Genomic DNA, 23,095 nt, shown 5'->3' on the forward strand with positions numbered 1-23,095 from the left:
AATTTCAGAGTTCGGACTCCATTCCAAGTCGGCCCGAACTCTTGCGAGGCCGGCTACAGTTACATTGAGCGCAAGCAAGAGGCCCAGGGGCGAGTGGTGTGCTCGACCCCCAGGGCCTCTGGGCGCCTCGTTCCGGTGGTGCATCGCTTGGTAGTCCGACAGGGCCGTCCGTCTGCCCTTACTATTCAGACGACCGCGCCGGAGTTTCCTTCGCTACGCACCACCGGATCGAGTGCAGTCAGGTTTGTTAGCCGCGGCGACGCACGAACAGTGCAGCCGCGAGCAGTCCACCACCCAGCACCACTGCCGTGGCAGGTTCTGGAATGGGGGTGAAGTTGTAGGTGACGGTGAATCCACCGCCGGTGGCATTGAGCGTGGCGCCAACAACACTACTGAGCATGAGGTCGGCTTCGCCGTTGTAAGTTAGAGTCGAAGTGCCGGCCCCCGTGAGTTCGGTGAGAAAGGGAATCGCCGAACCCGCCGGATCGCCATTCACCATGCTGAACTCCGTGACAATCGCTCCGGGACCGCCGCCGCCGCCATTGCCACCGCCACCCCCTGTGAATGGCATTCCGTCGAGGGCGAAGAAACCACCGACGCTGCCCGACAAACCACCTCCGGTGCTAGTGGTTGCTTGGGCGATGAAGTCGACGTCGTACTTCAGAATGGCACTCTCTAGCGTGCCCAAACTTGGGTCGAACTTGGGAAGGTCAACGGACAGAACGAAAAGCTCGCCGGGTTCGTTGACGGTAACGTCTGTCGGTCCGGCAACCAGTGCAGGCGTGATCGGCAGGTAGTACTCAAGCGACGCGGCTTCAGCCGAGCGCAGGCCAGTGAGCGTAGCCATCGCGAGTGCTGCCAAGCACAGGCTGGGCAGGGAAACGGCAAGGGGTCGAATCATCAGACGTACCTCAAGGAGAATAGAAACCATACGAACGCGGGCCGCCTACTTTTTGCTATTGATTGGATACCGCGGGTGCGTGCCGTGTTACACACAGCCGACCGCGATTGCGGGATTCGGGAGGGACAACCATCCCCATGCGATAGGGACGACTGCGTATGCCGCGCCTACTTCAAGAACTGGACGTACACCTCGATGTCGTCCCAATCGACGTCCAAGCCGTCGCTATCTTCAAACCCTATCCACAAGCTGTCGCTGAAGTTGCCAAGCAACCTGCAGCGGGATAGGTTCCACAATGAGGGGAGGTCGCGCAGGTAGGGTGCCTGGAAACGACCAATCACTTCATAGCTGCGAGGTTCGTCCGAGTCGTTCACCACGGCCACCACACCCCAATTGAGCGGCGTCGGCTTGACGCTCTCATCCTCGGCACTCAAGCGCCACACGACTTGGCCTGTATCTCGGTCGACGAGCTCTAACGAACTGGCCCACTGCGACCGCTTCGCGGTGCGCAGCAGCATAGTTTCGCCGGGATTAACTTCGATGGGATAGCCGACGCCCAAAAGTTCGGCGGCCTCGGGCTCATCCAATCCGCCAATCACGCGAATCGGATTCTTGGGCACAGCGGCGCCAATGGGTTCGATACGAAGCGTGGCGGTGATGTCGTCGTAGTCGCGGTCGGATTGGTTATCGCTCACCTGGGCGGCGTAACCGCTGTCGTCGAAGCCAATATGCACCACGCTTGGCGAGTCGATGCCGATGCAGAAGTCGCTGAGGTACCACGAGTCGTCCGTCTCCGAGGCTTCGAGTTTGTGCGAGCCGGTAAAGAGGAAGAACTTGGTTTTGTCGGTGTTGTTAATCTGCGACCAATTACCGAGCGGGCCGGCTCGCTTCCACATCCGGCGCGTCCGCTTGTCGATCCAGTTGTTGAACGACATGCGACTGGCGACGTTGCCATTGGCGTCGATCTCGAGCATCACCACCATGTTCTGCACGGCCGACTGGGCTTCGACATACACATCGAGACTATGGCCAGGGGGCAACTCGACCAGATGCCCACGCCCCATGTTGCCCGAGGGCTCTTCCATCCAGGCCGTTCCGCCACATAGCGTGACGCTTGGGCCCGAGCCGCCATTGGCGACGGGAAGAAACAGATGGCTCACTCGCGAAGTACGGGTGTCGAGGGCAATGCGGTCGAGCAACTGGCCATTGCGAACCAGGATACGGTCGCCCAGCGGGACGGAAACCGTGGAGTCGGTCGCGGCGCTCGGGGTGTCGAGGGCGACGGGCGTTCCCGTCGGCGACTTCCACAGCAGCGACCCAGCCAGTACCAAAAAGCCAGCCATGCCGGCAATGGCCACCGAAGCCGCCAGCAAAAACCGCGACGAAGGCCAGCTCTGCAAACCGACGCGGGAGGCAACTCGCGAGAGCGCGGGGTTGGCTTCTGCGATCATTGGCTGCTCAAGCGCGGTAGCCCCGGGAGGCATCAGCGGCTGGAACGGCATCTTCGACAGCGACAGCTCAAACTCCAGCAGCGTGTGAAGCGCCATGACCTTTTGGTAGTAACGCTGCAAGTCGACGCGATGGCGGAGCAGTTCCTGGAGTTCCAGGACGCGCTCTTCCACCGACTCGCCATCGGCAATGGCCGAAAGCAATCGATCGATTTCACGTTGTTCGTTGATGGTCATGGGGAAATTAAACTCGTCGACTTATACCGAAGCGAAAGGTTCTTTTACTTAGCCACGGATGGTCACTGACTAGGCACGGCTGGGAGAAAATAAGTATTCGTCCCTATTACATATACCAGTGGGTAACAGATTCGTTTGTTGACGCTCGCTAATTTCCGTGCACTTTGCCGCTTAAAACGACTTGAATTCTAAGGCAAATACGTCGCCATCCGTGTGAAATTTGTGTCAATCCGCGGCTAAAAACTATCCTAGGCTAACTCGACGCCACGCGGTGCTGGATGCATTTCAGCAGGGCGCGGCGGATCCTCAGCAATCCGACCCGGACGGCGGTGGGTTTCTTTTGCAGGCTCGATGCAAGTTCGTTGACGGAAATGCCACCTTCGTACCGCTTTTTTAGAAGTTGAAGGCTCTTGGGGCTGATTTCGTCGAGGCAGTGACGGAGCGCGACACGCAGCTCGGCCGTGGCGTCGACCTGGACTTCGGGGCGAGTGAGTTGCTCGACCAGTTCGGGGTCGAACACATGGCGGTCGCGGCGGCGGTCGCGGACGTACGCCTGCACCTGCCAGTAGGCCACTTGATGGGCCCAGGCGGTGAAGTTGCTGCCCGGCTCGAACTCATTCGCTTTGCGCCACAGCACTAGGTTCGTTTCCTGAAGCACGTTCTGCGCCTCGTCGGGGTTACCCAACAACTTGGCGATGTAGTGCAGCAGTTGCAGTTGCACGGCGGTCAACTGCCGGATGAATTCTTCATCCGGAGCTTCTCGCGCGGCGTCTCGTTGAAGCGACATTTGGATGGATCCCATCCGCCTCGAAAGCTTTTGCCTCTCACCAATCGCCACCGACACAAGCCCGCTGGCGTGGCCCTCCGTCATTTGAATACCGGGCCAAACACCAGTGTTACGCGATTGTTTGCCATTTTACTCCGAATTTTGTCGGGATACTAAACATTCGTGTTTTGCAGTGTTCCGCAGCCCTCGGCAAACCGGAAAGCCTAAAGAATTTGCCGAATTGAATAGTAACATTCGCGGAGTCCTCGGTATTCGAACCATGAGGAGGCGGAGTTTCACTTTTCCAGGCGCAGCAGTGCACAGAAACCCCCGCAGAGGATCGCATGACAATTTGGCGACCGGCTCCCTCGCCCCATCACCCTAAAGTGCTGGTGACGCGGCGACGGTTCGAGCACAACAACCCTGGCCACCGCCAGGGGCCATCGGCATTTACACTCGTCGAGCTGTTGGTGGTGATTGCCATCATCGGCATCTTAGTAGCCTTATTGTTGCCCGCCGTGCAGGCGGCCCGCGAGGCCGCGCGCCGCACGAAATGCACCAACAACCTGAAGAACCTGACGCTCGGCATCCTGAACTACGAGAGCACGCACGGTAATCTTCCTTCGTCGGGCTGGGCCGGCAGTTGGAGCGGCGACCCTGATCGAGGTGCGGGTGCCAAGCAGCCCGGCTCGTGGGTCTTCGCCATCCTGCCTTTCATCGAGCAAACTCAACTCGCTGATATGGGTTCGGGTTTGACTGGATCCGCACGGACAGACCAGCTCGTGTTTCGCGACGCGACACCACTGGATGTGTTCAATTGCCCGTCGCGACGCGCGGGGGGTCCCTACCAAAATTTTTATGGCTACTCGGCATTGAACGGCAATGGCAGTGGTGGTTCGACCAGCTACCGCATCGGGTCGATGGCTCGCAGCGATTACGCCATCAGCGTGGGCGACCAGACGGGGTACGATGGCGACTGCCTTGGGCGTTCGCCACACGACTACGCGAGTGCTAGTTCACCCAATTTTCCGCCACGTCACCAGACGTTTAGCGGGGTGACTTACTGCGGCACGGCGGTAAAGATCCGCGAAGTGGTGGATGGTCTATCCAACACCATGTGCCTCGGCGAACGATTCGTGCCGCCCCAGTATCAAGAATCGGGCGAGTGGCCCGCCGACGACTGGACCATGTACGCGGGCTTTCAGGACGACCTTGTCAGGTCGACGTACTACGACGGCAAGAACGCCGACCACGTTCCGATGCAAGATTCGCAAGATATCACCGCCATCGCGGCGAAGGACCCCGATCTGATTCGCGAGTTGTTTGGTAGCGCTCACCCGGGTGGCTGCCTGACTTCGATGTGCGATGGTTCAGTCACGCTAACTGCCTACGACGTCGAAGGCGAGACCTTCCGAAAGCTTGGCGATCGGAAGGACGAGGGCCGCAGCAAGCGGTTCGGCAAGCCTTACTAACGTTTCGCAATTCCCACCCACCCTCAGTTTCGCCCCCTCGGCGAACTCCGCTAACGATCCGCCGTTGGATCGCCGTGCGCGCTCGGAACAGAACTGATTCAGCCCTTACTCACTCTTTCAGCCAGAGACACCTAGATCCATGAACTACCGCACTCTCTCGCTATCGTTCGCGCTGTGCATGGCCCTCGCGGGTTGCCAGTTCGCAACTAGCCATGCCGCCGGTTTCTTGAGCCCTGACGACTTCATCATTGCCATCGACACCGATGGCCCGCAGTCGGATAGTGGGTATCCAGGTGCCGAGTCGCCCAACTTGCTGCTCGATGGCACGCCTGACACCAAGTACCTGAACTTCGGCGGGCGGGGCACGGGGTTCATCGTCATGCCGGGTCCGAGCGTCGCCCAGAGCTTTCAGCTGTGGACGGCCAACGACGCCGACTGGCGCGACCCCACGTCCTACCAAATTTATGGCACGAATCAGCCCATCGCCAGCACCGACAACAGCGACGGGCTCGGTGAAACCTGGAACCTGATCGCCGAAGGGGGACTCGACCTGCCGTTCGATCGTTTCGCCCCGGGAGGCGTGGTTTCGTTCACGAACGCCCAGTCGTATTCGTCCTACAAGATGGTTTTCCCGACCATGCGATGGCCCGACGACGCGATCCAATTGGGCGAAGCACAAATCTATGGCACCAGCACGGGAACGTCCCCTTTGCTGAACAGCGGAACTCCCGTCCTGGGCATTCACAATCGCGAGTTCGACAGCGCCTACTTCGCACCCGATAACAACCCCTGGGGTATCGACGAAGGACCGCAGTACATTCTGGATGGCAGCCCCAACACCAAGCTGCTCAACTTCGGTTGGAAGAATACCGGGTTCATTGTCACCCCCGATGCCGGCGCGACCAGCATCTCGGGCTTTCGTATCACCACGGCCAACGACGCCGACGGCCGCGATCCCACAAGCTGGCAGCTCTATGGCACTAACAGTGCGATCACAAGCGAGGACAATAGCCGTGGTGATACCGAGAGTTGGACGCTCATTCAGTCGGGCGATATGAACCTACCGTTCGAACGCGGCAAGCTGAGCGACGTGATACCCGTGTCGAACAGCGCGGGAGCGTTCACTTCGTACAAGATGGTGTTTCCGACCACACGAACCACCGATGGCGGACTTAATGGCAACTCTTCGCAGATTGCGGACATTGAGTTCTTCCAAGGAGCGCTGCCCACGACCGACCCGATCACGCTACGCGTGAATCCCCAAACCGGCATGATGTCGATTGTTTCCACGGTCAACTTCACGATCAGCAACTACCAGATCGTGAGCGGCGTCGGGGCCTTGCAGTTCGAGAACTGGAACTCCATCACCGAGGGGGATCGCGATCCTGATAACGAATGGTTCTCGGAGGGCGAGTCGCGATATTTTATCGGCGAGCGTCTTGCCGATGGCGAGGAAGGTGGCCTTCAGCTCATGGCTGGTGTACCCTTCGACCTGGGCCAGATTTGGATGCCGGTTCCGATTCCGGACCTGAGCTTCACGGTGTTCACCGATCAGGGAGCGATCCAAGCCAACGGTGTGGAATGGACCACCGGTGCACCCATCACCCTGCCGGGCGACTTCGACATGTCCGGCGGCCCGCTGACGATTGCGGACTGGACCATCTTCCGTTCGATCTGGGGTTCTAGCAACTTCGAAGGACTAAGCCGCGCCGAGGGTTACCTAAACGGCGACATGGATGGCGACTTCGATAGCGACCTCGACGACTTCAATTTGTTCCTCAACATCGCGGGCGCTCGCGGTGGATTCCTTTCGGGCTCAGTCGTTCCCGAGCCCGCAAGCGTCGTGACGCTCGGCCTGCTCGCGGGGCTCCTCGTCGTACGTCGTGGATTCTCGCGACGGGGGCTGGCCTTGGTGATGGGCGTTGTCGGTGCGGCGTGCTTTTCGACTTCGGCGTCCGCGCTGACGTTCACCAACCCCTACGGTGTACCAGTCGCTTACAGCTCGAACACGGCCGCGCAAGATGCCAACACTGGCGTTGAGCAACTATTCGACAATTTCTACCTCGAGGAACCCGGAGAATTCCCCCTCGAAATCAACGCGCGCAACTTCGCCGACGTTCAGTTCGGCGAGTTCGAGCAGTGGGGCACTACCAGCACCTCGCCGACGATCTTCCTCGACTACGGCGCGCAGATTAACCCCAACTGGTTCGCCTACGCCCAGCGTCACGAGGATGGAAACTTCAACTCGGACCGCGTCGGTAAATTCGAGTTCTGGTTCAGCAACTCGCCGTTCAACGATACCGTCCCTACTCGCACTCCCGACTCAGTCTACGAGTTTCCTGGAAGCGACAATCGCGTGAACGGCTCGCTGCTCCGGTCGTTGCCGCTCGAAGGGGAGTTCAACTTCCGTTACGCCGCAGTGCGGTTCAATCTTCAGCCAGGTTCGCCCGAGCCCCACAACGTCGGTGGGCATGAGTTCCGTTTCATCGAAGGCCCCTCGAACCTCGTGCTCGAAATCAATCGCGGCACAGGGGCAATGACACTGCGTAACAATGGTGCCCCCGGCGACACCGCCGCGCCCGAAGACATTGACATCCGCGGTTACGCGATTCGCAGCGAGTCGGGTGCCTTTAACGCTGCCGGTTTTAACGGCCTGGGCGGCAACCCTGGTTTTCCCGAGGGCAACCTGATGGGAAGCGGCTGGGAAGTTGGTGGTGGTTCGGACGAAGGGCAGTTGGTGGAAGGGTACTTTGGCATGCCTTTTCAAGGCGTGAGTTCGACGATCACCGCGGGCACTACAGGGCTTGCCCTAGGCAACGCGTACGACATCTACTCGCTCGCCGAAGACGTGAAGTTCGCCTGGACCGACCGCAACGGCTTTACGCTCGATGGCCGCGTTGTTTACGTTGGCACCGCACCTGAAGGCGTGCCCGGCGACTACAACGGCGATGGCACCGTCAACCTGGCCGACTATACCGTGTGGCGTGACACGCTCGGAGCCACCGGCACCGGACTCGCCGCCGATGGTAACAGCGACAACGTGGTGAACGCGGCTGACTACGGCATCTGGAAGGGCAACTTCGGCTCGGGTTCCGGTAGTGTCGCGGCCGTTGGCACCTCCGCAGTTCCTGAACCTTCGACCGTGCTGATCGCGGCTGCCGGCTTGCTCGCCGTTACCGCGATTCGCCGCCGCGTCTGACAATTCTGGTAGCGGGACTCGCAAGAGTTCCGGTGCATTCATTTTGATCAACTTTGTGGGAGGGGTCTCCGACCCCGAAGGCCGGAAGCCAAGCATCGGGGTCGGAGACCCCTCCCACCGTTTTGTCGGTACCCCCATTCCGCCAATAGAATTCCGCTCTTGCCAATTACTACATCTGTAGTAATACTGTGCTCCGTCAATCAGGACGACGCTGGTTTAAGAGGACAGGGAGCATGGCGAAGAAAAAGCCGAAACTACCTCGACTCCCCGAAGGGGAGATCGAGATTCTCGAAATGCTGTGGCGCGAGCCCCGCGTCACCATTCAGCAAGCACAGCAGGCACTTGGCCAGCCGATTGGCTACACCACCGTCCAGACGCGGCTCAATCGCTTGGTCGAGAAGGGCCTAGTCCATCGCACGGGCACCCGGCCCGCCCAGTACTCGGCCGCCGTCACGCCGGACCAGGTTCGCGAACGCGATCTCGAAACGCTGGTTGACCGCGTCAGCAGCGGCCGCGTCGTGCCGCTGGTGGCCCATCTGATGGATCGCCGCGACATCACGCGCGAGGAGATCGCCGAGCTCAAGCAGCTAATTTCCCAGGCAGAGGAGCGAGTTAACCAATCGAAAGGGGGCAAGCGATGAACGGCCCCTTCGAAACGCTCGCATTCCACTTGCTGCGGACGACACTGGTCACCAGCCTCGCGGTGCTCGTGGTGATGGGGCTGCTGCGGGCACTTCGCATTCGCAGCCCGCGACTGCACCGCGTGGCGTGGCTTTTGGTGCTAGTGCAAGGCTGGCTGCTGGTGCCTTTCACGTGGCAGGTAGAAGTTGCCACTTCACCGGCGGCAATTGCCACCGCTTCCACTCCGTTTGAAGCAACCGACGGCATCGCCCCGCAAGTCAGCATCGTCTCCGCCCCTAAGGCCATCCCCCCCGAGCCGTTCGACCCCGTGGCGTTCCTGCCCGCCACTGGATTGGGGCTGTGGTTGATTGGAATGGGATGCTTCATCGCAATCGGCAGTTGGCGCTACGCAAGAATCTTCACGGCAGGAAAGCCAGGCGAGCTGGCGACGGACGAGGCGTGGCTCGAAGAATGGAGCCAAGTCCGTGAGTCCACCGCGCTGCGAACACCGGTCGAGCTTCGCATCACTCGCGGGCTAGGTCCGCTCGTGTGCTGGGTGCCGTGGGTGTTTCTGGTGCTGGTGCCGCGCACTTTGTGGGCGAGTCTGACGCGTGCCGACCGGCTGGCGATCTTGCGTCACGAGCTCGCGCACTGCGAACGGGGTGACCTGTGGAAGAACCTCGCGGTCCGCGTGCTGGCGATTCCGCAGTGGTTCAACCCGCTGGTGTGGCGCGCCGTGCGGCGGTTCGAGGAAGCGGGCGAGTGGGCCTGCGACGACCGCGTCGCCGCGACCGCGGGCTCGATGGACTACGCGAAGACGTTATTGCAGATCGCCGACCAAATCGCCCCGCTCCCCAGCGGCGCGATCGGCATGGCAAGCGGCGTGCTCACACGCCGCGTCGAGAGACTACTTCATTACCCCAACAAGGAGGTTCGGGAGATGCGAGGGATACTATTACCGGTGCTGCTGGTCGTTGTTGGATTGCTGCAAGTGGTACGGATCGAACGCGTGGCGGCGGAAGAGACGACTTCGTCGGCGGAAGTAATGGAAGTCCAGAAGGAAAAAGGACCTACGACACGCGCCGAAAAGATGCCGGCTTACGTCATCGAGCCACCGGATGTGATCACAGTGGACATCGCCGAAGTGGTTCACAAGTCGCCTCGGACGATTCAGCCTTACGATCAACTGGTTTACCGGTACACGGATCAAGAGGTGAATGCCGCTCCCGGTTCAAGAATTGTGAACGGGAAACAATTTACAACCACCATCAGTGAACGCGGAGAACTCTCCGCTGGATCTAGTTCCCAGTTTAGAGCAACCGGCATGCGAATCGAGGACGCCGAGACCATTCTTCGAGCATTTTACAAGGTCGAAAACCCAGGCACCACAATGGACATCGACCTCGACTTCGCACCTGGCGCTCCGCAGATCACAGACAAGCATCTATTAGGCCCTGATGGCAAGGTAAACTTCGGCTACCGATACGGCGCGGTGAATGTGAATGGCCTCACGATTGAGCAGGCGAAGCAGCGCATCGAAGACCACCTGTCTTACTACCTCGTCGATCCGAAAGTCACCGTCGACGTCCATACTTACAACAGCAAGAAGTTTTACATCATCTCTAGAACGGGACGGGGAAATCCCAATGTCGTGACTTGCCCCAGCACGGGCAAGGACACCGTTATGGACGCGATTGCTGCGGTTGATGGGCTGGAGGGCGTGGCGAAGGTTTGGGTGGAGCGCGGCCATCGCAAGGATCATCTTGTTAAGCCGGTGGACTACGAAGCCATTAGCACGGGCGAAGACACCTCGACCAATCATCAGCTCTTGCCAAACGACCGGTTGTTTATTGAGTACGCGGAAAGCGAAACGCAGCACTCCGCTCCTAAAAGATTCCCTATCGGCGCATCGGTGAATTCTAATGCGGGTATAGCGGGGGACATGCTTCTGGCAGAAAAAGAACGCGATCAACACGCAACAGCGACTCGGGCTGCGTACTCCGAAACGGGGGTCCGGGAAGCTTTGCCTGAGCACTCCAAGCCCGTCCGCTACGAGATCGGCCTGGTGATCGACCCTAAGAAAACACTTCGCGACCTGCAAATAGAAAAGCGAGGCCCCCTACTGGTTGGCGAGTCGTCCCTGCTGCTCGGGACACTTCGCGTACTCCAGAAGAACGAACTGGTAAGTCTCTTTGAGGGTCAACACACAGTGAATAGCGGGCGTACCGACGCCTCGAACATGTACATGCACACGAAAGCCCCCAGAGTGCTGGGCAACGTGCCGGATGACGAAACGGTAGAGAGTGTGGAGACGACCTTAGAGGTGGTGGAGCGATTGGTACGGAGAGAAGGGAACGTTGCATTCGAAGTTCGCGCGAAGCTGAGCCAAGACTCCAATACCCGGCAAACCGACGCCGCGGTGATTCTCAACGAAGGCCAGTCGTGCCTAGTTCAGATTTCCGTCCAACGCGGCGCGCACGATGCCGGCGACGCGTACCTTCTCATCACGCGACTCGCCGAAGAGTGACACCGCCTAGATCAAGACGCCTGCTCACCGCCGTATGGCTTCGGCCGTGTGTTGCAGCAGATTGAGGTACTTGAAGAACCCCCACAATCCCGTAACGAAAATCCCGAGCCCGGTGACAATGGCAAGCAGTGGGAAGACTAACACTGCTATGGGGGTTGCGAACAGAAATCCGATCGTCGCGCAAATTAGGACGATGATCGCCTTGGCGTCGTCGGCCAACTGAGGCTGTCCGATGGAACGGGTAAACGATTTGATGAAAAGCACAAAGAGGATCAGCGTCGCCAAGCCGAGCAATCCCGATATAGGATTCACTTCGCGAGGCAAGACCTGAGCTAATACGAGGACCACACTCGTAAAGTTAAACAAGTCGCACGCCACCGAGGCAATCAACAACCCACGGCCCGCACCCTTACTGGGTCCACCCAGGCAGACGACACGCCCGATCGTGGCGACCACGATGCCGACTAGCACGATGATCGGCGCGGCAAAAACGATGATCGCTGTGTTGAGCAGAAACCCCAACACCGTGACGATCCACGCGATGACGATGGATGCCGTCCCCCAAAAGACCAGCTTGATTCCGTTGGCCAGCGTATTCATCTGGCCCCGCGTGTTGACCGCCCTGTTCATCGGCGTGGCCGCGGGTGTCGACATGGTCATGGGCGACTGAAACGGATTGGGCGAATCCTCTGCGAGAAAGTCGTCGAGGTCGCCGCCCAGATCAGGGAGTCCGCCGCCGAGATCCGACAGGCCGAAATCATCGTCCTGCGTGGATGCTGTAGGCTGAGGCTTGGGCTTCGGATTGGGTGCCGCGGATGACGCAGTCGCCGAAGTGGTGGGCGTCGGCGCGGGAATGACAAAAGTCATACCACACTTCGAGCACTTCCCCTTCTTTCCCACCGCCGACTCAGGCGCCGTAAGCCGCTCACCACATCGACACTTCAGTTTGATAGGCATGAAGTAACTCCCCCCATCCTCGCGAAAGACCCTGCGCCGAAAAGTCGAATCCACCACCCGCGGAGACGAGCACACAACACCCCCCGCTCAAGCAGCTTTCATACTAACGGGGGCAACATCCCGAGGGCAAGTTTTTCCTTAAAACTCCCCGAACGGCTAAGAGGCTATGGGGCAAATCCATGAGTGCGCAGCCAGAATGCCAAGACGCCGGGATATTCGGATCCCAACACCAACAAACTCACTGCCTTAAACGCCACAGGGACAAGTCCCACGTATCCACAAAAAAAACCCCGCGCTGCCGGCGGGCAACGCGGGGTTTAGAAAGCTATGGGTCGATTCAATCTAGCGACGGCGACGACCGAGCGCCACGAGACCTAGCACCGCGGCACCGACGATGGCGATGCTCGACGGCTCGGGAATCACCCGCACGTTGTCGATCAAAGTGACGTTCAGCAAGGAGTCGTTAAGATCGGTGGACGAACCGGCGTTGGAGTCGGAATGGCCGAAGAAGATGTTGCTGCCACCGAGGGTGACGGTGCTTAGGTCTACCGTGGCAATCAGAGTGCCATCGATCGACCACTTTGCCATCTGGTCGCGAACATCAATCTCAACCTTTCGCCAAGCGAAGGAAGCCTCACCTGGGCTGGTGGAACCAGTTTGACCTGGAAAAAGGGCAAGCTGTGCGGCCGGAGCGGATTGCGAAGGAAACGCATTTGTGTAATACGCATTCGACTCATTGATCGCACCACTTGGTGCCGCGTAGACAGCATTCCCTGACGAGTAGGACGTTGGAGCAGCGGAGCTGTAGGCTCGGTAGTCGGCCGCCGATCCACCATCCAACGTGTGGGCAAAGATCACCTGATTCTGCGGTGCAGACGCCAGCCAAACGGCGGAAGTACCGGTCGTTCCAATACCGTAGGTCGAAAGCTGAGTCGTGCCACTGCCGCCGGGACCGAGGGGGCCGACGTAGTTTTGCCACAAGTCGAAGGTAACCTTGTAGTTCCCCGTGAAGCTCTCGCCGTTCGGCGACACGCTGAAGCCGCCGAAAACGCCGGCAGAGTTATTAGCAGTCAGCTTCATTCCACGAGTGGAAGAACCACCAGGAGCGGCCGGAACGCCAATCTCCGAGTAGTCGTAGTAAAAATCGGCCTCGAAATCGACCCCTGACGAACCCGTAGCGGTCCAGCTCGCCGACGTATCGGTGTCGAAATCATTGAAGTAGAGAGGGGCCGAGCTCGCAGAGCTCGCCAGGGCAGCAACCGCTGCCAAAAAGGTCGGAATCAAGAAGCGCTTCATTAGATCTACCTCCAGTTGCGGGAGGGCCAGCCATGAAACCGGCCCAGGAAACCACTAAACTCGCCTTGCGCGCCATCTTCGTAAGGGACGACTAGGCAAGTCAACGAAGATGCGCAGTTCGTAGATATTTTTGCGCTCGTGCGGCGTAGCAGAGCCACAATTTCCCACAGAACACGTAGTTGCCGCATGTTTCAGGAGTACCGAACTGCCGATCTCTAGGCTTCCCCCTGCTAGCAGCCGCGGCCGAACTTGGGAAACAAAAAGGGTCGGGCAAACCTTGCACACGCAAATCGCCCGACGTCGCGAAACTTTACCAGCTTTACCAAGTCCAACGCCGGACCCTTAGAAAATTACTTGGCGAAACACCCAGGCCCGCGGTTGACGACTTCGACCCGCCGGGGTAAATTCGGCGATTCCCCACAAGTCGTTGGGGACTGACTGTAGTTGTTTGAAATCTGGGCAATGACCCTCAGCGGTGCCACGAATCGGCCCGTTGTTGGAAATATGTGTTGAGGAGCACCTCTGTGGCGCAATCGCAAGAGATCATTCGGATTCGGATGGAAGCGTACGATCATTCGGTGCTCGACCAAAGTGCGGCGGAAATCGTCGACACTGCGAAGCGAACCAACTCCATTGTTCATGGCCCGATTCCCTTGCCGACTCGGATCGAACGGTACACCGTTCTGCGTGGTCCTCACGTCGACAAGAAGTCGCGACAGCAGTTCGAAATTCGGACGCACAAGCGTCTGATCGACATCGTTCAGGCAACCGCCAAGACGATCGAAGCCCTCAACAAGCTCAGCTTGCCAGCGGGTGTGGATATCAAGATCAAGGCCACCAGCGCCTAATGGCTGCTGAAGACCCTTGTTTTATCGTTTATTAGTTTACTTCGAGTTTGTCGGCACATGATCGGAAGCTGAATTGGGTAAGCCGGGGTTGGCCCGGTGCCTAGCGAGCCTCGCGGCACGCAGGGCGAAACAGGCCAACCGTGAGTCTCCCAGTTCACAAGCCAACATGACCATAAAAGGCGTCTGGACGTTCGCAAAACGTCTGGGCGGTATTTGAGATGCCAAAGCAAGCAGCACCCGCCGTCGGAATTCTCGGTCGCAAGATCGGAATGACGCAGATTTACGACGAATCCGGCAAGGTGGTCCCCGTCACCGTGGTCCAAGCTGGCCCGTGCGATGTTCTTCAGGTTCGTACCGCCGAGAAGGATGGTTACGAAGCCGTGCAGATTGGTTTTCTCGACAAGCCTCGTCGGCTAGCAAGCCGTAGCGAGCGTGGTCATGTGGCAAAGCTCGACAGCAAGCGTTCAAAGGCTCGCTCCGCCGCAGGTGTTGAACTGGCCGCGAAGGCTGGTTGCGAACCCAAGCGATTCATCCGCGAAATCCGCGGCACCGCGGGCGATCTTGCCCCCGGCTCTCAAATCACCGTCGAGGCGTTTGCCGAAGTGCCCGCCGTCGACATCGTGGCCACCAGCAAGGGCCGCGGTTTCAGTGGTGCGATGAAGCGCCACAACTTCTCCGGCCAGCGTGCCACGCACGGCGTGAAGAAGTGCCACCGTCATCTGGGTGGTACTGGTTGCAGTGCCTACCCCAGCCGTCTGTTCAAGGGTGTTCGCATGCCCGGGCAATACGGCAACGCTCGCACCACCGTTCGCAATCAGAAGATCGTGCGGGTGGATGCCGAGAACAACTTGATTTTGGTCCTCGGCGGCATTCCAGGCCCTCCGGGTGGATTCGTCGTCGTCAAGAAAACCAACAAAGTCTAAGGAGGTGCCCGCCTTCAGTTCATAACTGACGGCCGGCAGCTTTAAGAATGCCAAAGCTCACCGTACACGATCGCAAAGGCAACAAGGTCGGCACCTACAATGTCGAAGCCGAGGACTTTGCGCCGTCGATCAACAAGCAACTGCTGCACGACGCCGTCGTGATGTACCAGGCGAACGCTCGCCAAGGGACTCACAAGACGAAGACTCGTGGCGAAGTGGCTGCTAGCACGAAGAAGATGTACCGTCAAAAGGGCACCGGTAACGCCCGTGCCGGTCATCGCCGCAGCGGTATCCGCCGTGGTGGTGGTCACATTCACGCGATCCGCCCCCGCGATTACTCCTACAGCATGCCCCGCAAGGCCATGCAGTTGGCCACCCGCATGGCGATTGCCTCGAAGGTACTAGACGACCAACTCGTCGTGATCGACGAGCTGTCGTTCGACACGCCCAAGACTCGCGACATGCTCGCGATCCTGAAGCACTTGGGTGTCGAGAAGGACTCGCTGCTGGTTGCGACCGAAGGTTACGACCTGAACGTGTATCGAAGTGGTCGAAATATCGAACGCGTGACGGTTGCACCCGCCGCTGAATTGAACGCCCTCAACGTGTTGTCGTCTCGACGACTGCTGGTAACCAAAGCTGCACTGGACGCCCTTCGCGAGAAGGCGAAGTCCAAGACCAAGGCAAAGCCCGCGACCGCCGAGTAGTCACGCCATCCACAGGTTGAGCTCGAAATAGCTCGGCCCTGAAGAATACGCCGAGAGTTGGTAAATCATGCCACGCCACATCCCCCAAAAAACCTCCCTCGAACTAGAGCCGCATCAAGTGCTGCTTCGTCCGTTGGTGACCGAGAAGGGCACCAACCAGTCGACGCGGTACAACGCCTACGCGTTCGAGATCAACAAGCTGGCCACGAAGATCGACGTCCGAAAGGCCGTGGAGAAGCTTTTTGATGTGAAGGTCGAGAAGGTCCATATCCAGAACCGCAAGGGCAAGCCGCGTCGCACTCGTCAGCGATTTGGCTACACGGCCGACTGGAAGAAGGCCATTGTCACTTTGGACAAAGAGCACACCATCGAGTTTTTCTAAGCCGTTAGTTGTGAGCCATTAAGCCAGCAGCCAATAGCTAACCGCCAAGAGTCATCAAATGGGTATTCGCAAATACAATCCGACCACACCGGGCCGCCGCGGGGCGTCCGTGAGCGACTTCAAGGACCTGACGCCCGGCGCCAAGCCCGAGAAGAGCCTGCTCCGTCCGATGGTCAAGACCGGTGGACGCAACAACCAAGGTGTCACCACGTCGCGTTTTCGCGGTGGTGGTCACAAGCGTCGCTACCGCATGATCGACTTCCGTCGCAACAAGGACGGCATTCCGGCAAAGGTCGACTCGATTCAGTACGACCCCAACCGCACTGCCCGCATTGCCCTGCTGCACTACGCGGACGGTGAGAAGCGTTACATTATTGCCCCTGCTGGCCTGAAGGCTGGCGACAAGGTGATGAGCGGAGCCGAGTGCGAACCCAAGGTGGGCAACTGCCTGCCGCTGTCGAAGATTCCGCTGGGCACCGTGGTTCACAACGTCGAGCTTCGCGCTGGACGTGGTGGCGAGCTCTGCCGCAGTGCCGGCACCAGCGCCACGCTGATGGCCCGCGAAGCCGACTGGGCTCAGATTTCGCTGCCGAGCGGCGAAATTCGTCGTATCCCGTCGACCTGCCGGGCCACGATTGGCTCGACCAGTAATGGCGACCACAGCGCGATTGTGCTCGGCAAGGCCGGCCGCAAGCGTTGGTTGGGCCGCAAGCCGCACGTTCGTGGTACCGCGATGAACCCGCACGACCATCCGCATGGTGGTGGTGAAGGTCGCACCAAGGGTGGTCGTCACCCGGTGAGCCCGTGGGGCAAGAGCGCCAAGGGTGGCATGACGCGACAGCGTCGCAAGCCCTCGAACGCCGCAATTGTTCGCCGTCGCAAGAGCCGTCGTTATGGCGTCCAGAAACTGATCAAGAAGTAACAACCGGCTGTAGGCTGTTAGCGTTAAGCTATCAGCCAGAACGTTAGACAGCCTATAGCCAATAGCCTAGAGCCCACAGCTTTAAACCATGTCGCGATCCCTGAAAAAAGGCCCATTTGTCGATCCGAAGCTCTACCTGAAGGTGGAGAAGCAGAACGAGGGTGGCCGCAAAGAGCCGATCACCACCTGGGCACGTCGCTGCACGATCATCCCCGAATTCGTAGGCCACACGTTCATGGTGCACAACGGCAAGTTGCACATGAAGGTGTTCGTCACCGAAGACATGGTTGGTCACAAGTTGGGCGAGTTCGCTCCTACCCGTAATTTCCGTGGCCACAGCGCCAAGGGCAAAAAGTAAGAAGGCTATAAGCTGAAGTCGCTAAGCAAATTAGCCAAAGACCTCAGCTCACAACTTACAGCCAATAGCTAAGAGCTTCATTATGGCATACCAAGCAGTACACAAGCACGCCCGCATCAGCGCCACCAAAGTGCGACCGCTGGCGAATTTGATTCGTGGTCAAGAAGTGGACGAGGCGATCGCCATTCTCAAGTACCAGCCCCACCGTGGTGCTCGGATGCTCGAGAAGGTGCTGAAGAGCGCCCGTGCCAACGCCGAAGACCGTGGTGCTCCGAACCTGGGTGGCCTACGTGTGGTGGAAGCCCGCGTCGATGGCGGCCCAATGTTCAAGCGGATGCGTCCACGTGCCCGCGGTATGGCCCACGTGATCAAGAAGCGATTTGCCCACATTGTCGTATCCGTTGAATAAATGGTGATAGACTGAGTCGGCCAGCATCGCTCGCCGGACCATCGACCACCCCAAGAATCCTCGCTAGACCACTAACGCCCCAGAGCCAAATACAATGGGCCAAAAAGTCAATCCAATTGGTTTCCGCACCGGCATCATGCTCGACTGGAAGAGTCGCTGGTATGCCTCGAAGAAGGACTTCGCGGAACTCCTGATGGAAGACAAGAAGATCCGCGACTACGTCACTAAGAAGTACAAGTTCGCCGGTATTCCCAAGGTAGAGATTGAGCGGACCCGCGATGAAGTGCGAGTTCTGCTGCACGCCGCCCGGCCGGGTGTGATCATCGGTCGCAAGGGTCAGCAGGTCGAGCAACTGCAGGATGAACTGCAGAACTTGATCGGCCGCCGAGTGAACATCAAGATTGAAGAAATTTCCCGCCCCGAATTGCAGGCCCACCTCGTCGCCGAGGACATTGCCGAGCAACTTTCGAAGCGGGCCAGTTTCCGCCGCACGATGAAGCGAGCCATGGAAACCACCATGGAAGCCGGTGCCAAGGGCATCAAGATCGAGCTGGCGGGACGCCTAGGTGGTGCCGAAATGGCCCGCCGGGAAAAGCAGATTTCCGGATCGATTCCGCTGAGCACGCTCCGCGCGAACATCGATTACGGATTCGTGGAAGCCATGACCGCCCAAGGGCACATTGGCGTTAAAGTTTGGATTAACCAAGGCATGTTTGAGGACGACACCGATGGCGCTGATGCCCAAGAGGGTCAAACATCGAAAAAGCCAAAGAGGTCGTATAAAAGGTAACGCGACCCGCGGTAACACCGTGGTGTTCGGCGACTTTGGCCTACAGGCAACCGAGGGTGGCTGGGTGAGTGCGCAGACGATCGAAGCCGGTCGTATTGCAGCTCAACAGTACATCCGTGGCGAAGGACGGCTTTATATCCGTGTCTTCCCGCACAAGTCGATTACGTCGATTCCGCTCGAAACTCGTATGGGTAAGGGTAAAGGCGAGCCCGAGTTTTGGGCCGCCGTCGTAAAGCCCGGCACCGTGCTGTACGAGGTAAGCGGCGTCCCCGAGCAGCAAGCGAAGGTTACCTTTGCTCGTCTGGCTCACAAGATGCCGGTTCGAGTTCGGATGATTAAGCGAGAAGCCTAAACAGGGCTAGAACCATGACCACTGCCAAAGAACTACGCGAGATGAGCGACGAGCAACTGGACCTCACGGCGAAAGACGCCGCGGACCAGTTGTTTCGCCTGCGAATCCAATCGCAAACCGAGAAACTCGACGCACCGACCGAACTACGGATTAACCGCCGTTTGATCGCCCGCGTCAAGACGATTCAGACCGAACGACTGCTGGCGGCTGCGGCCCCGGCGGAAGCCGCGAAGTAAGCACACTCTGGAGCCCGGGATCGGGGACGATCCAGCTCACTAAGTTTCACGACCCAAGCCCTATCCACTAGTTATGCCCAAGAAGCAAGTTACCGGCGTCGTCACCAGCGACCGCATGAACAAGTCTCGCCGTGTGGAGGTTTCGCGCCTCGAACGTCACGCGAAGTACGGCAAGTTCATTCGTCGCCGCACGGTGTGTCACGTCCATGACGAGAACAACGAGTCGGCAATGGGCGATACGGTCGAGATCATCGAGTGCCCGCCGAAGTCGAAGCTGAAGCGATGGGACCTGCTGCGAGTGGTGGCGAAGAGTCAAGTGGTGGACCTGGCAGCCCTGCGTGCAGCTCAAAAGGCTGAGCATGAAGGCGAAACCAATTAAGTAACGTACAGCGTTGCCACTTGGCACGCCCCGCGAGCGATCAAGCGAGTTGAACCATGATCCAGATGCAAACCAGGCTGAGCGTTGCCGACAACACCGGCGCCAAGGAAGTGATGTGCGTCAAGGTGCTTGGCGGCAGCCGTCGGCGATTCGCCGGCCTCGGTGACATCATTGTCTGCAGCGTCAAGAGCGTCATTCCCGGCAGCGACGTAAAGAAGAAGGCCGTGGTGCGGGCGGTGATCGTCCGTGTGAAGAGCCCCACTCGTCGTGCCGACGGCAGCTACGTCCGGTTCGATTCGAACGCGGTGGTGCTGGTCGACAAGGACGGCAATCCCCGTGGCACACGCATCTTCGGTGCTGTGGCCCGCGAGCTTCGCGAACGCAAGTTCATGAAGATCGTAAGCCTGGCGAACGAAGTCGTTTAGTAAAAAAACAATAGAGACCTGATCCGGGGCCGAAGACGGCCTGGCTCACAGAAGCCAATCGGATAACTGACCAAGAGTAACTGGCACTACCATGTTGATTAAAGCTGGTGATAACGTCGTCGTCATCTCGGGTGGCGATAGCGTCAAAGAAGACGATGGCACTCGGAAGATTCGCTCGGTGATTCGTGTTGACCGCGAACGGGGCAAGGTCCTCGTCGAGGGAGTCAACATGGTCTGGAAGCACGTGCGTCGCAGCCAGAAGTACCCTCAAGGTGGCCGGTTGAAGAAAGAGATGCCGATCGACATCTCGAACGTGCAGTTTTACTGCACAAGCTGCACCAAGGGTGTCCGCCTGGGAGTGCGGTTCCTGGAAGATGGCAGCAAGGAGCGTTTCTGTCGGAAGTGTGGTACGACCACCGGCAAGATCGCTCCAGCCCGTCCGCTGCACGCCAAGAAGTAGTCCACCCATCGGCGTCATTTACCAACACACATTTTGATTTCAATTCCGGTCGCTTACGCATCCGGCTCCAATCATGGCCACAGCAACCCTACCTCGCCTGGCGGAAACCTATCAAAAGGAACTCCGTCCCGCGCTGTCCAAATCGCTGGATATCAAGAATCCGCACCAACTTCCCAGGCTCGAGAAGATCGTGGTGAGCATGGGTGTCGGTAGCGCGATTAGCGACAAAAAGAACATCGAAGACGCCTTGAGCGCCCTCGGCGAGATCACCGGCCAAAAGCCGCTGACCTGCCGTGCCCGCAAGAGCGTGGCGAATTTCAAGCTGCGTCAAGGCATGCCGATTGGCGCCAAGGTCACCCTGCGTGGTGCTCGGATGTACGAGTTCCTCGACCGCCTGATCTCGCTGGTGCTGCCTCGTGTTCGCGACTTTCGCGGCTTGAGCGACAAGGCGTTCGATGGCAACGGCAACTACAGCCTCGGCTTGTCCGAAGTGCTGGTGTTCCCGGAATTGAATCCCGACAAGTATACCCGCAGTCAGGGCATGAACATTGCGATTTGCTTCTCCGGTCACTCGGACGAGAAGTCGCGTGAGCTGCTCAAGGCGTTTGGCTTCCCGTTCCATCGCCCGGACGTCGAAGCGTAGTTCAACCGCAATACTTCATTACCAAGAGATAACACTCTCGAGGAATCCCATTCGTGGCAAGTAAATCGAAAATCGCCAAAGCCAACCGCGAACCCAAGTTCAGCTCGCGTCGTGAAAGCCGTTGCCAGATCTGTGGCCGGCCGCGTGCTGTGTATCGCAAATTTGGTATTTGCCGGATCTGCTTCCGGAACCTGGCCGACATGGGCCTGATTCCTGGCGTCCGCAAAGCGAGCTGGTAGGTTTGGCACTGGGCCGATAGCTGGTGGCTGTCGGCCAAACAACAAAAAAAGAATGCTGATAGCTGACAGCCCCGTAAGCTGAAAGCCATTACCCCCGGAGTTTCTGGCGCGATGATGACCGACCCGATCGCCGACATGCTCACCCGCATCCGTAACGCTGTTCGCGTTGAGCGGCCGACGGTGACGCTCCCGGTGTCGAAAGTAAAGTGCGGCTTGGCCGAAGTGCTGAAACGCGAAGGTTACATCTGGGACTGGCACGAGGTGAAGACCGAAGGCCATCCGCAGAACGAGCTGCACATCGACCTGAAGTACGGTCCGAATGGTGAGCGCGTCATTCGCCACATCAAGCGTGTCAGCAAGCCGGGCTGCCGGGTGTATGCCCGCCACCAGTCGCTGCGTCCCGTGCTCAACGGTTTGGGCATCTCGGTGATCAGCACTAGCCGTGGTGTGATTAGCGACCGTGAAGCTCGCCAACGCAAGCTGGGCGGCGAAGTACTTTGTGAACTTTGGTAGCAGCTGTTCGCTGTAAGCTGTCGGCCGGATGTCGACCGCTGCAAGCAATAGCCCCTTAGCTTAGAGCCTAAACATGTCCAGAATTGGCAAGAAACCCGTAACTATCCCCAGTGGCGCGAAGGTCGACATTACCGGCCGGACCATCACCATTGAGGGCAAGCTCGGCAAATTGGTCTACGAGCACCGTCCCGAGATCAAAGTCGTGATCGACGAAGACGGCAAGCAGATCGTCTGCTCCCGCGACAGCGAAGTCCGCGACGTGCGTGCGTACCACGGCCTGACTCGCGCCCTGCTCGCGAACATGCTCAAGGGTGTCACGGACGGCTACGAGAAGAAGCTCGAGATCCACGGCGTCGGTTACTTGGGTGCGATTGCGGGCGACGTTCTGCAACTACGCGTTGGTTTTGCCAACGAAGTGCACAAGAAGATTCCTAAGGAAGTGGAAGTCACCTGCCCCGACCAGACGCACATCGTCGTTCGCGGCACTGACAAGCAGAAGGTCGGCCAGTTTGCCGCCGAAGTCCGCGCCGTCCGCAAGCCGGAGCCGTACAAGGGTAAAGGTATTCGGTACGAAGGCGAGCAGATTCGTCGTAAGGCCGGCAAGACGGGCACCAAGTAAGAACCCCATAAGATGGCCGCGACGCTGTGACGCTCGCGGCGAATTAAGACAAGAGATAGAAGACCATACAGGTCGGAGCCATGGAACACAGCAAAGCCATTCTGAAGCAGCGTACCCGTCGCCGGTTTCGCGTTCGCAAGGGTATCAAGGGTACCGCCGAGCGTCCGCGGCTGAGCGTGACGCGCAGCCACAAGCACATCTCGGCCCAGTTGATCGACGATCTCGCCGGCAAGACCCTGGCGAGCGCTTCGACTCTGGACAAGGGCTTGTCGGGTAGCGTGAAGTACGGCGGAAACAAGGATGCTGCGACGCTAGTCGGCAAGGCCATTGCCGAGCGGGCGAAGGCAGCCGGTGTGGAAACCGTGTGCTTTGATCGCGGAGCGTACAAGTACCACGGTCGCGTCGCCGCCCTGGCCGATGCGGCTCGTGAAGGTGGTTTGCAGTTCTAGTAAAGCGAAAAATCATA

General features: G+C 58.9%; 27 protein-coding genes. 22 read left to right on the forward strand and 5 right to left on the reverse strand.

Annotated features, from left to right (window positions below; all coding sequences use genetic code 11):
• Positions 1-247 precede the first annotated feature (247 nt).
• From SH292x_RS21810 to SH292x_RS21820, 3 genes are all read right to left on the reverse strand, one after another.
• A complete protein-coding gene (locus SH292x_RS21810; protein ID WP_442483141.1) occupies positions 248-901 on the reverse strand; it encodes a PEP-CTERM sorting domain-containing protein in 654 nt (217 codons plus the stop codon).
• Between the two features lie 167 nt (positions 902-1,068).
• Positions 1,069-2,586 carry a hypothetical protein gene (locus SH292x_RS21815; protein ID WP_442483142.1) on the reverse strand — a complete coding sequence of 506 codons (1,518 nt, stop codon included), beginning with the start codon at positions 2,584-2,586 and terminating at the stop codon, positions 1,069-1,071.
• 253 nt (positions 2,587-2,839) lie between these two features.
• Positions 2,840-3,373, reverse strand: a complete 534-nt coding sequence (locus tag SH292x_RS21820) for a sigma-70 family RNA polymerase sigma factor (RefSeq protein WP_442483143.1) — start codon at positions 3,371-3,373, stop codon at positions 2,840-2,842.
• A gap of 323 nt (positions 3,374-3,696) precedes the next feature.
• On the opposite strand from SH292x_RS21820, the gene SH292x_RS21825 reads away from it, so the two are divergent.
• The 4 genes from SH292x_RS21825 (at position 3,697) to SH292x_RS21840 (ending at position 11,171) form a co-directional block, all read left to right on the forward strand.
• The gene (locus SH292x_RS21825) at positions 3,697-4,824 is read left to right on the forward strand and encodes a DUF1559 family PulG-like putative transporter (protein ID WP_442483144.1); all 1,128 of its coding nucleotides are present in this window, start codon (positions 3,697-3,699) and stop codon (positions 4,822-4,824) included.
• Positions 4,825-4,963: 139 nt separating this feature from the next.
• Positions 4,964-8,023: a PEP-CTERM sorting domain-containing protein gene (locus tag SH292x_RS21830; RefSeq protein ID WP_442483145.1), complete on the forward strand. Its 3,060-nt coding sequence runs from the start codon at positions 4,964-4,966 to the stop codon at positions 8,021-8,023.
• A 233-nt stretch (positions 8,024-8,256) separates the two neighbouring features.
• Positions 8,257-8,664 carry a BlaI/MecI/CopY family transcriptional regulator gene (locus SH292x_RS21835; protein ID WP_442483146.1) on the forward strand — a complete coding sequence of 136 codons (408 nt, stop codon included), beginning with the start codon at positions 8,257-8,259 and terminating at the stop codon, positions 8,662-8,664.
• Positions 8,661-11,171 carry a M56 family metallopeptidase gene (locus tag SH292x_RS21840; protein ID WP_442483147.1) on the forward strand — a complete coding sequence of 837 codons (2,511 nt, stop codon included), beginning with the start codon at positions 8,661-8,663 and terminating at the stop codon, positions 11,169-11,171. Before SH292x_RS21835 ends, SH292x_RS21840 begins: the two co-directional genes overlap by 4 nt.
• Before the next feature lie 24 nt (positions 11,172-11,195).
• Here SH292x_RS21840 and SH292x_RS21845 read toward each other — a convergent pair whose 3' ends face one another.
• Positions 11,196-12,038 (reverse strand): hypothetical protein, encoded by an 843-nt coding sequence (locus tag SH292x_RS21845; protein ID WP_442483148.1) that lies wholly within the window; start codon positions 12,036-12,038, stop codon positions 11,196-11,198.
• A 432-nt stretch (positions 12,039-12,470) separates the two neighbouring features.
• Complete coding sequence (locus SH292x_RS21850; protein WP_442483149.1) at positions 12,471-13,424, reverse strand: PEP-CTERM sorting domain-containing protein; 954 nt, start codon at positions 13,422-13,424, stop codon at positions 12,471-12,473.
• 524 nt (positions 13,425-13,948) lie between these two features.
• Between SH292x_RS21850 and rpsJ the strand changes: the two genes are divergently transcribed.
• From rpsJ to rplR, 18 genes are all read left to right on the forward strand, one after another.
• Positions 13,949-14,272: a 30S ribosomal protein S10 gene (rpsJ, locus tag SH292x_RS21855; protein WP_442483150.1), complete on the forward strand. Its 324-nt coding sequence runs from the start codon at positions 13,949-13,951 to the stop codon at positions 14,270-14,272.
• A gap of 269 nt (positions 14,273-14,541) precedes the next feature.
• Positions 14,542-15,195, forward strand: coding sequence for a 50S ribosomal protein L3 (gene rplC / locus SH292x_RS21860; protein ID WP_442485877.1), 654 nt, complete (start codon positions 14,542-14,544; stop codon positions 15,193-15,195).
• A gap of 47 nt (positions 15,196-15,242) precedes the next feature.
• Entirely contained in the window at positions 15,243-15,902 is a 660-nt protein-coding gene (gene rplD / locus SH292x_RS21865; RefSeq protein ID WP_442483151.1) for a 50S ribosomal protein L4, read from the forward strand.
• Between the two features lie 67 nt (positions 15,903-15,969).
• The gene (gene rplW / locus SH292x_RS21870; RefSeq protein WP_442483152.1) at positions 15,970-16,284 is read left to right on the forward strand and encodes a 50S ribosomal protein L23; all 315 of its coding nucleotides are present in this window, start codon (positions 15,970-15,972) and stop codon (positions 16,282-16,284) included.
• 58 nt (positions 16,285-16,342) lie between these two features.
• Positions 16,343-17,206, forward strand: coding sequence for a 50S ribosomal protein L2 (rplB, locus tag SH292x_RS21875; RefSeq protein ID WP_442483153.1), 864 nt, complete (start codon positions 16,343-16,345; stop codon positions 17,204-17,206).
• 88 nt (positions 17,207-17,294) lie between these two features.
• Positions 17,295-17,564 carry a 30S ribosomal protein S19 gene (gene rpsS / locus SH292x_RS21880; protein ID WP_442483154.1) on the forward strand — a complete coding sequence of 90 codons (270 nt, stop codon included), beginning with the start codon at positions 17,295-17,297 and terminating at the stop codon, positions 17,562-17,564.
• Between the two features lie 82 nt (positions 17,565-17,646).
• Positions 17,647-17,973, forward strand: coding sequence for a 50S ribosomal protein L22 (gene rplV / locus SH292x_RS21885; RefSeq protein WP_442483155.1), 327 nt, complete (start codon positions 17,647-17,649; stop codon positions 17,971-17,973).
• Between the two features lie 94 nt (positions 17,974-18,067).
• Positions 18,068-18,763: a 30S ribosomal protein S3 gene (rpsC, locus tag SH292x_RS21890; RefSeq protein ID WP_442483156.1), complete on the forward strand. Its 696-nt coding sequence runs from the start codon at positions 18,068-18,070 to the stop codon at positions 18,761-18,763.
• On the forward strand, positions 18,711-19,115 hold the full coding sequence (gene rplP / locus SH292x_RS21895) for a 50S ribosomal protein L16 (protein WP_442483157.1): 405 nt from the start codon (positions 18,711-18,713) through the stop codon (positions 19,113-19,115). Before rpsC ends, rplP begins: the two co-directional genes overlap by 53 nt.
• A gap of 14 nt (positions 19,116-19,129) precedes the next feature.
• The gene (rpmC, locus tag SH292x_RS21900; RefSeq protein ID WP_442483158.1) at positions 19,130-19,351 is read left to right on the forward strand and encodes a 50S ribosomal protein L29; all 222 of its coding nucleotides are present in this window, start codon (positions 19,130-19,132) and stop codon (positions 19,349-19,351) included.
• A 73-nt stretch (positions 19,352-19,424) separates the two neighbouring features.
• Complete coding sequence (gene rpsQ / locus SH292x_RS21905; RefSeq protein WP_442483159.1) at positions 19,425-19,730, forward strand: 30S ribosomal protein S17; 306 nt, start codon at positions 19,425-19,427, stop codon at positions 19,728-19,730.
• A 56-nt stretch (positions 19,731-19,786) separates the two neighbouring features.
• On the forward strand, positions 19,787-20,155 hold the full coding sequence (gene rplN / locus SH292x_RS21910; protein WP_442483160.1) for a 50S ribosomal protein L14: 369 nt from the start codon (positions 19,787-19,789) through the stop codon (positions 20,153-20,155).
• Positions 20,156-20,246: 91 nt separating this feature from the next.
• Positions 20,247-20,615: a 50S ribosomal protein L24 gene (rplX, locus tag SH292x_RS21915; RefSeq protein ID WP_442483161.1), complete on the forward strand. Its 369-nt coding sequence runs from the start codon at positions 20,247-20,249 to the stop codon at positions 20,613-20,615.
• A 73-nt stretch (positions 20,616-20,688) separates the two neighbouring features.
• Complete coding sequence (gene rplE / locus SH292x_RS21920; protein ID WP_442483162.1) at positions 20,689-21,258, forward strand: 50S ribosomal protein L5; 570 nt, start codon at positions 20,689-20,691, stop codon at positions 21,256-21,258.
• 53 nt (positions 21,259-21,311) lie between these two features.
• Positions 21,312-21,497: a type Z 30S ribosomal protein S14 gene (locus SH292x_RS21925; protein ID WP_442483163.1), complete on the forward strand. Its 186-nt coding sequence runs from the start codon at positions 21,312-21,314 to the stop codon at positions 21,495-21,497.
• 111 nt (positions 21,498-21,608) lie between these two features.
• A complete protein-coding gene (rpsH, locus tag SH292x_RS21930; protein ID WP_442483164.1) occupies positions 21,609-22,010 on the forward strand; it encodes a 30S ribosomal protein S8 in 402 nt (133 codons plus the stop codon).
• A 73-nt stretch (positions 22,011-22,083) separates the two neighbouring features.
• Positions 22,084-22,629: a 50S ribosomal protein L6 gene (gene rplF, locus SH292x_RS21935; protein ID WP_442483165.1), complete on the forward strand. Its 546-nt coding sequence runs from the start codon at positions 22,084-22,086 to the stop codon at positions 22,627-22,629.
• Positions 22,630-22,709: 80 nt separating this feature from the next.
• Complete coding sequence (gene rplR / locus SH292x_RS21940; RefSeq protein ID WP_442483166.1) at positions 22,710-23,078, forward strand: 50S ribosomal protein L18; 369 nt, start codon at positions 22,710-22,712, stop codon at positions 23,076-23,078.
• Positions 23,079-23,095: the final 17 nt, after the last annotated feature.

This window comes from Aeoliella fuhlenseeensis (assembly GCF_052161615.1).
Lineage (GTDB): Bacteria > Planctomycetota > Planctomycetia > Pirellulales > Lacipirellulaceae > Aeoliella.